The organism is Streptomyces sp. E11-3, assembly GCF_046540415.1.
In the GTDB taxonomy this organism is placed as follows: Bacteria; Actinomycetota; Actinomycetes; order Streptomycetales; family Streptomycetaceae; genus Streptomyces.
The window spans coordinates 342,496-349,314 of the sequence record NZ_JAZGRL010000001.1 but is presented as its reverse complement, the minus strand read 5'-3'; the positions used below and the strand labels follow the sequence as shown (position 1 = coordinate 349,314).

The following is a 6,819-nucleotide window of genomic DNA, read 5'->3' as shown; positions in this document are numbered from 1 at the left end:
GGCGGGGACGGGGGCGGAGGCGGGGTGGAACCGCCCGCACTGCGGATCGCGGCGGCGAACCCGGTGGGCAATACCTCGGCGTTGCCTCTCCTGCCTGATGCGGCGACCTGGGTGCTGCCCGACCTGGAACTGATCCGCGCCGGTTGGATCGAGCCCGATCGGCTTCACCCACTGGTCGCCTCGGCGCTGGCCCCGGGCCATACGCCGACCGGTCCTGCCAGGACTCCGGACCCGGCCGGACAACCGCGCCTCGTGGAGTGCCGGGGAGCACAGCACCGGATCGGCCTGGTCAACGGGGTACTCGCCCCGTTGGACCACGATCCGGCCGAGATCCGGCGCGAGGAACTGCTCGTCGCGCTGACGGGTACTCCGCTTCCCTGTCTGCAGGCCATCGACGAGGCGCACCGCCATCCGGACTGCCTCACCGGCGTCCGCGAACGCCTCGACCACGGCGACACCGTCGGCGCGCTGGCTGTGGTCGAGGGCCTGCTGGGCCCCGACGCGCTGCTGCGCGCCGGTGCTCTGCGGGACGCGCTGGAGACGGCCGCGCGGCGGCGGGTCACGTACGGGCTGTACAGGTCAGGCCTGATCGAACCCACACCCGACCGCATCCGCCCGGGCGTTCCCCGCCCCCGTGACCACCGCTCACACCCGCGCCACACGACCGCGCGCTGACCTGCGGGACCTCCGTCCTCCCGCACCCACGCCACTCACCGCTCACCGCTCACCGCTCACCACTCACCCAAAGGTGATCACGCATGCCTACGTACACCCCGTTCACTGCCACCGACACCCTCGCCGACCCGGCCCCGGCCTCCCAACTCGACGTCGCCGACGAGTTGTTGACCCTGCTGCGCGATGCCACCACCGAACCGCGACCCGACACACAACTGGAGGCCCTCACACTGGCCGTGGCCGCCGACCTGCCCGTACTCCTGTGGGGTGAGCCGGGGATCGGCAAGACCGCGGCCCTGACACAGCTGGCCGCTGCCCTGGACCTGCCGCTGACCACAGTGATCGCCAGTGTGCACGAGCCGTCCGACTTCTCGGGCCTGCCCATCGTCGGCGACGACCCCGCGGAACAGGGCGTCCCGATGGCCCCACCGGACTGGGCCGTGCGCCTGGTCCGGGCCGGTCGGGGACTGCTGTTCCTGGACGAGTTGTCCACCGCACCGCCGGCCGTTCAGGCCGCCCTGCTCCGCCTCGTGCTCGAGCGGCGGATCGGCTCCCTGCAACTGCCGCCCGGCGTCCGGATCGTGGCAGCCGCCAACCCGCGGTCCTCGGCCGCCGACGGCTGGGAACTGAGCCCGCCGCTGGCCAACCGGTTCGTCCACCTGCAGTGGACCCACGACCACGAGGTCGTGGTACGCGGCCTCGGTGGAACCTGGCCCCGGGCGACACTGCCACGGCTCGACCCGGCGAAGATGTCAGAGGCCGTGGACTTCGCCCGCCGCGCGGTGTGCGGACTCCTCGCCGCGCGCCCCACACTCGTACACCGGCTGCCCAGCAACGAAACCCGCCGGGGCGGCGCCTGGCCATCCCCGCGAAGCTGGGAGATGACCCTGAGCCTGATCGCCTTCGCGACCGCGGCCGGCTCCTCCCGGGACGTCCTCTCCCTGCTGGTCAGGGGCACCGTAGGAGACGGTCCGGGCCTGGAGCTGCTGGCCGGCCTGGACCGGATGGACCTTCCCGACCCCGAGGTCCTGCTCGCCGATCCCGCGGGTGCCGCCCTGCCCGAGCGGGGGGATCTACGCCAAGCCGCGCTCGACGGTGTGGTGGCGGCGGTCCGCAAGCGCCCGGAGAGGGCACGCTGGGACGCGGCGTGGGCGCTGCTGGTCCGGGCGGTGGAGACCGGAACCCCGGACCTGGTGGTTGTCCCCGCGACCACCCTCGCCACCCTGCGCCAGGAGGACTGGGACGTTCCGGCATCGATCGAGAAGCTCGCCGGAGCGGTGTCCCTGTCCCGGCGAGCCGACCAGGCGGCGGCCCGGACCGCGGTCGCAGCGAAGGCCGCACGATGACCGCGGACGCACCGGAAGCACCGGAAGCACCGGACGCACAGGGGGTACAGGGGACACCGGGGACACCGGACGCACAGGAGGCGCCGGTCGCGCCCAGGACCCTGGACCTCGACAAGCTCTTCGCCGCGAGACTGCACGCCGCCCGGGTCCGGCCCTACCTGGCGACGGCCCTGTTCGCCCTGCACACCGTCGAGTCGCGCGCGGTCCCGACGATGGCCGTCGACCGGCACTGGCGGTGCTACGTCTCGCCGGCGTTCGTGGACCGCACACCCGTGGAGGAACTGGCCGGCGTCTGGGTACACGAGGTGTCGCACCTGCTGCGAGACCACCACGGGCGCAGCGACCGCGTCGCGCGGCAGCGCGGGCTGACCGGCCCGGCGGAACGGCTGCGGATGAACATCGCCGCGGACTGCGAGATCAACGACGACGTGTTCGGCGACGGCCTCGTCCGGCCCGAAGGCGCCGTCCAACCGGTGTCCCTGCGGCTGCCCGAGGGGGAGCTCATGGAGGACTACCTGCGCCAGTTCCGGCTCGGGCCGCTGACCCAGAGCCTGGCCTGGCTGGACTGCGGCAGCGGCGCCGACGGACAGGAACGGGAGTGGGAGCTGGGACCGGACGGCGCGCACGGCCTCAGCGAGCAGGAACGCGACGCCGTACGGTTCCGGGTGGCGCAGGGCATCACCGCCCGGCCGGGGAGCACCCCCAAGGGCTGGCAGCGGTGGGCGGAGGAGGCGTTCCACCCGCCGCAGCCGTGGCGGGAGTTGCTGGGAGCGGCGGTCCGCTCGGCAGCCTCCGGCCCCGGCGCGGGCGAGGACTACACCTACGGTCGGCCCGCGCGGCGCTCGGCCGGGTTGCCCGGCGTAGTGCTGCCGAGCCTGCGGCGCAGGCCGCCTCGGGTCTCCGTGGTCATCGACACGTCAGGCTCGGTCAGTGACACCGAGCTGGGCAGCGCGCTCCTGGAGGTCGCCGCGATCTCCCGAGCCGTGGGCGGCCGCCGCGACCTGGTCACCGTGCTGCCGTGCGACGCGGCGGCCCGGGTCGTGCACCCGCTGTGCCGCGCCGAGGGAATTCCCCTGATGGGCGGCGGGGGTACCGATCTCCGTACCGGCTTCGCCAAGGCGCTCAGGGCGCAGCCACGCCCCGATGTCGTCGTGGTCCTGACGGACGGCCAGACGCCCTGGCCGAGCACGCCGCCGCCGTGCCGGACGGTGGTGGGTCTGTTCCCCCGGCAGCACGCGTCCCGGTCGTGGGACGAGGACGATCCCGAGTATGTTCCGGACTCGCCGCCCGCGTGGGCACGCGTGGTCGAGATCGAGTCCACCCCCGCTGTCCGGTGAGACGCTCAGGGCGTCGATGCACGCCGGAGTCCTGTGCGATCACCGGTTCCCGCACCTGTTCCCGCGAAGGAGTTCGGCCGTACCGTCGGAGACCGGCGCGGTCACCAGGGCGACCGACGCGTCGACGAGGTCGGCGAGGAAGCTGTCCCGGTCGTCCGGCCGCTCCGCCCCACCGGACGCGATGAACGCTTCGCGGTCGGTCAGCGCGTGCAGGACGAAGCCCACGAGAAACACCCAGCGGTGGGCCAGTGTGCGCGGCGGCAGCCCGCTCAGTCCCGCGCGCAGCCGCCGTTCGATCTCCGTGGCACCCGCGGTCCACCGCTGGGCGTCCAGGTCGGTCACCGAGGCCGTCGTACCGCCCAGCGCCTGCGCCGCGAAGCGCAGATATCAGTTGGGGCGGTCGGCCGTCCCCAGCCGCGCCGCCAGCGGCAGGATCAGCGCCTGCACCAGGCTCGTGGATCGGCGCCCCGCCCCGCGCGGTCGAACTCGGTCAGCATCTGCTGGCGCAGCATGCTGGCGGGCTCCATCCGGTGCGCGAACACCGCGTCGAGCAGCCCCTTCTTGGAGTGGAAGTGGCAGCGCACCGCACCCGTGTTGCGCTGGTCGGCGGCCGCGCCGATCTCCGGTGGTGCGCGGCCATGGACTACCTGACTCAAGCGAGTTAGTTTCCTCGGCTGTGCGGTACGCAGCGGCTCACCCCCTCTTCCACCTTCCAAGGAACGGGCTATGAAGAAGCCGAACATCCTCCTCGTCGTCTCGGACCAGGAACGCCAGCGCGGCTGGATCCCGCCCACCGTGCGCCTGCCCTGGCGCGACCGACTGCGCGCCGAGGGGCTGGAGTTCACCAACTACTGGACCCACTCATCCCCGTGCTCCCCGTCCCGCGCGACGATGATGACCGGGCAGTACGTCACCCAGCACCGGCTGGCGGAGAACGTGATCTTCCCGTGGCAGCCCGAACTCGATCCGGCCGTCCCAACGATCGGCAGTGTCCTGCGCAAGGCCGACTACCGGACCTCGTACATCGGCAAGTGGCATCTGTCCCGCTCCGCCCACCCCGACATGGAGGCCTACGGGTACGGCGACTGGGACGGCAACGACCACCACTTCATGGGCATGGCCGGCACCGGTGTGCACTTCGACCCGGTCATCGCGGCCAACGCCGCCCGCTGGCTCCGCTCCCACGCGAACGCTCCGGACCCGTGGTTCCTCACCGTCGCCCTGGTCAACCCGCACGATGTGATGTGGTATCCGATCGACCAGCCGGAGTACCAGCGGGCCAACCCCGCACTGCTCGACCTCATCCGCCAGTTCATCGACCCTGGTGACTGGGGCCGCGGGCAGGCGATACCCCCGTACGACCAGCCCTACGAGGAGGTCTTCAGCGAACTTCCCGCCAACTTCGACGACGACCTGCACACCAAGCCCACCACGCAACGGCAGTGGCGCCACGACCAGCAGCACGGCTTGTGGGGCTATATCGACCCCGCGGACAAACGCTCCTGGCTGCGCCAGCTCGACTACTACCTCCAGCTCCACCGACTCGCCGACGACAGCCTCGGCACAGTACTCGGCGCCCTGGAGGAGTCGGGCGGCTGGGACGACACGGTCGTCATCTTCACCTCGGACCACGGGGACATGTGCGGCTCGCACGGCCTGCGCTCCAAGGGCCCCTTCCTCTACGACGAGATCATGCGGGTGCCGTGCTACGTCAAGGCGCCCGGCATCACCCGGCCCGGCACCACGACCGACGCGCTCGCCTCGCACGTCGACCTGGCCTCGACGATCTGCTCACTCGCGGGCGCGGCCCCGGCCCCGTCCTTCCGCGGCACGGACCTGACCCCGGTGTTCGGCGACCCCACCGCATCCGTACGCGACTTCGTGCTCTTCGCCCAGGACGCCGTGCACACCCGGCGCATCCAGCGGACCCGCTACGCGAACCGCGGGATCTTCGACGGACGCTACAAGTACGCCCGTTACTTCGGCGTGGGCGGGGGACTGCCTGCCGACCGGGGGGAAGCGCCGAGGCCCTCCAAGATGCTCTACGGCGCCGATGCCGCCTTCGACGACAACGACCACGAGCTCTACGACCTTCAGGAGGACCCCCACGAACTGGTCAACCTGGCCATGGACCAGGGCCGCCGAGCCGAACTCCGCGAGCGTTTCGAGCGGCTACGGGCCATCGAGCGCACAGAACTCGCCCCGTAGCAGAACCATGTGATCAGCGTGGTCAGAAAGTGTGCCATATCCCACGATCTGTGACGTTCTGTGATGGTTGGCAGAGGCGTTCAACTGAGTGCCGAGACAGGCTTCGTGTTCGGGCAGGAGCGGGATGGTTTGCGCGCAAAGTGGGGTATTTCAGGTCATAAGCGGTGACCTTGGGGCGGGCGGTGGACACTGACGGGCATATGCGGGCCGGAGTCGCTGCGGCCGGTGAAGTGCCGACCCTAGTAAGACTCCGCTAGGTCTGCGTGGGTCTTGAGTCCCACGTCACTGGGGTGAATGCCGCGCGTCCCGGGCTGGTGGCGAGCGCGGCCACGGACGGCGGGGACTGGCGGTAGCGGGGCTGCGGCCAGCAGCCGTTGACTCCTTTGCGGGGCGGTGCCACGGGGACCGCGTCGAAGGGATGAGCTGTGACGTCGGAACGGACGGACAGCACGTACTGCAGGCCGCGTTCGTCGAGCGCACTACGAAATCGGGCGTTGGTTCCGTAGGCGGCGTCGGCCACGATGACCGGCGGGGTCAGGCCCCAGGTGGCGAGTTCGTCGAGGATGTCCAGAGCGAGCAGCCACTTCTCCCGGTGCCCCACATCGGCGGGAACGTGCGCCTTGGCCCGTCGTGCGTCGTCAGCGGCCCACTGCGCGGGCAGGAACAGGCGCCACTGCAGCGGACACGACGCCGTGGCGGTGACGGCGTGCACGCTCACCGCGACCTGGCAGTTGGCCCGCTTGCCCAAGGCTCCGCAGTACTGCGGAGCAACCCCGACCGATATTCGGCCGTCCTTGGGCACCGACACGTCATCGATGGCCCAGGCGTCTGGAGCGAGGGACCTCGCCACGCGCTCGGCGATCCGCCGCCGGACCGGCTGCGGATCCTACGGCGACTGGTTCACGAACTGCTGGAGGTTCTGTTCGTTGCCGTCCGACAGCCGCGAGGCCATCGCCTGGACCGACTTGCGCCGTCCGTCCAGCAGCAGTCCGCGTAGATAACAGTCGGCCTTGGCCCGCTGATCCCGCCGTGACACCGCGGCGAAGACGTCCGCAACGAACTCCGCCAAATCAGCCCGCAGACCCTCTACTTGTCCAAGTCCACACGTCCCACGTGCTGCCGAACAGGCCGAACGAGAAGACCCAACGGAGTCCTATTACTGGTCCGTCTGGGGAGTGTTCGTCGTGGCCCAGGGGATCGGCATTGTGCCGTGTGAAGGTTTTTATGATCTGGTGGACCAGTCGGTTCAGCTG

5 protein-coding genes and 2 pseudogenes are annotated in these 6,819 nt (G+C 70.9%); 4 read left to right on the top strand and 3 right to left on the bottom strand.

Features of this window, described 5'->3' with window-relative positions; translation table 11 throughout:
* The 3 genes and pseudogenes from U9R90_RS01580 to U9R90_RS01570 all read left to right on the top strand — a co-directional run.
* Positions 1-675 (top strand): annotated as a pseudogene (locus U9R90_RS01580) (hypothetical protein); the annotation flags it as partial.
* A gap of 83 nt (positions 676-758) precedes the next feature.
* Positions 759-2,021 (top strand): AAA family ATPase, encoded by a 1,263-nt coding sequence (locus U9R90_RS01575; protein ID WP_411054536.1) that lies wholly within the window; start codon positions 759-761, stop codon positions 2,019-2,021.
* Entirely contained in the window at positions 2,018-3,358 is a 1,341-nt protein-coding gene (locus U9R90_RS01570) for a DUF2201 family putative metallopeptidase (RefSeq protein WP_411054535.1), read from the top strand. Before U9R90_RS01575 ends, U9R90_RS01570 begins: the two co-directional genes overlap by 4 nt.
* A gap of 39 nt (positions 3,359-3,397) precedes the next feature.
* Here the strand turns inward: U9R90_RS01570 and U9R90_RS01565 are convergent, their stop codons facing one another.
* Positions 3,398-3,742, bottom strand: coding sequence for a hypothetical protein (locus U9R90_RS01565; RefSeq protein ID WP_411057601.1), 345 nt, complete (start codon positions 3,740-3,742; stop codon positions 3,398-3,400).
* Between the two features lie 50 nt (positions 3,743-3,792).
* Positions 3,793-4,014, bottom strand: coding sequence for a hypothetical protein (locus tag U9R90_RS01560; protein WP_411054534.1), 222 nt, complete (start codon positions 4,012-4,014; stop codon positions 3,793-3,795).
* A 70-nt stretch (positions 4,015-4,084) separates the two neighbouring features.
* Here U9R90_RS01560 and U9R90_RS01555 point away from each other — a divergent pair, with 70 nt between their 5' ends.
* Positions 4,085-5,566, top strand: a complete 1,482-nt coding sequence (locus tag U9R90_RS01555) for a sulfatase-like hydrolase/transferase (protein WP_411054533.1) — start codon at positions 4,085-4,087, stop codon at positions 5,564-5,566.
* A 277-nt stretch (positions 5,567-5,843) separates the two neighbouring features.
* Here U9R90_RS01555 and U9R90_RS01550 read toward each other — a convergent pair.
* Positions 5,844-6,647: pseudogene (locus U9R90_RS01550) on the bottom strand (IS701 family transposase); the annotation flags it as partial.
* Positions 6,648-6,819: the final 172 nt, after the last annotated feature.